The sequence below is a fragment of the Shewanella ulleungensis genome (assembly GCF_014648315.1).
GTDB classification, from domain to species: Bacteria; Pseudomonadota; Gammaproteobacteria; order Enterobacterales; family Shewanellaceae; genus Shewanella; species Shewanella ulleungensis.
Genome location: NZ_BMQW01000034.1, coordinates 1 through 937 on the forward strand (window position 1 = coordinate 1; position 937 = coordinate 937).

At 40.0% G+C, this 937-nt stretch carries 2 protein-coding genes; both read left to right on the plus strand.

Going from position 1 to position 937, the window contains the following annotated elements:
• Positions 1–137 precede the first annotated feature (137 nt).
• Entirely contained in the window at positions 138–467 is a 330-nt protein-coding gene (locus IEY40_RS20090) for an SMI1/KNR4 family protein (protein WP_188959356.1), read from the plus strand.
• 64 nt (positions 468–531) lie between these two features.
• On the plus strand, positions 532–750 hold the full coding sequence (locus tag IEY40_RS20095; protein ID WP_188959358.1) for a hypothetical protein: 219 nt from the start codon (positions 532–534) through the stop codon (positions 748–750).
• The last annotated feature ends 187 nt before the right edge of the window (positions 751–937 follow it).

Genomic DNA, 937 nt, shown 5'->3' on the forward strand with positions numbered 1-937 from the left:
TACTACCGCAAAAAAGCAAATTCCTATAGCATAAAACATACCGATTAATATGGATGTGGCATCGGCCAAGTCCAACAAGCGATTTATGCCTTGCAAACAGCGCAACGCATAAATACTAAAACGTTAGGGCTCTTGAAATGAATCGCGTATTTTCCAAGGTGTTCATTAGCGAAGAGGGTGTTGAGTTTGGAGTAATCCGCAAAGCCTCACTACCTTTTCCAAGTGAGTTTGAAGGGGCAAAGGTATTGGCGGAGGATGAATCAGGAAACTATTTCATTGAAATTGATGAGGCTGTCTACTTCTGGGATCACGAAACATCTAAGACTGAGTTTCTTGCTAGTTCATTAGATAATTTTATTTCTGGCTGTTCAGAACCTGAAACAGTTGAGCTGAAGCCAGATCAAGCTGAATCGGTTTGGGTTGATCCTGAGTTTGCGAAGAAATTTGGCATCAAATCCAAGCCCTAACAAGGCGCTCAAGCAAGGACGCGTTAACACGCGCTGCTTAGCTTGGCGTTATGTGTAAATAAATATGAAAGAAGAAATCTCATTCTCAGTTGATGAAGTGCTTAGAGTTTTTCGCTTTCTGGAAAATTCAAATGAATTATTTCATCAACCAATGCGCTATGAAGACAAAGATATCGTGCAGAAATTTGCGAAGGATAATTACCCTGAAATACGTGAGCTTTATTACAGAACCATATGGAATAAACTACCCAAATATATACAGGACGAAATTACCGGTGAGTGAGTTCACACATAACAAGGCAAACCAAAATGGACGCGCAAAAGCAGCGCGCCTTTGTTTGGGTCGTTATATTACTTTATGGACATAACTATTAAGCACCTTCGAAAATCAGCAAGAGCAATAATAGCCAAAGGTTTCTTGTTCCTTTTGTTTTCTTTGTTTCTTGGCAGTTTATTTATGCCTGCCGGAC

What these genes read in the sequence shown, in the direction of transcription:
- IEY40_RS20090 (WP_188959356.1), top strand. Translation starts at nt 138, where the DNA reads ATGAATCGCGTATTTTCCAAGGTGTTCATTAGCGAAGAGGGTGTTGAG.
- IEY40_RS20095 (WP_188959358.1), top strand. Translation starts at nt 532, where the DNA reads ATGAAAGAAGAAATCTCATTCTCAGTTGATGAAGTGCTTAGAGTTTTT.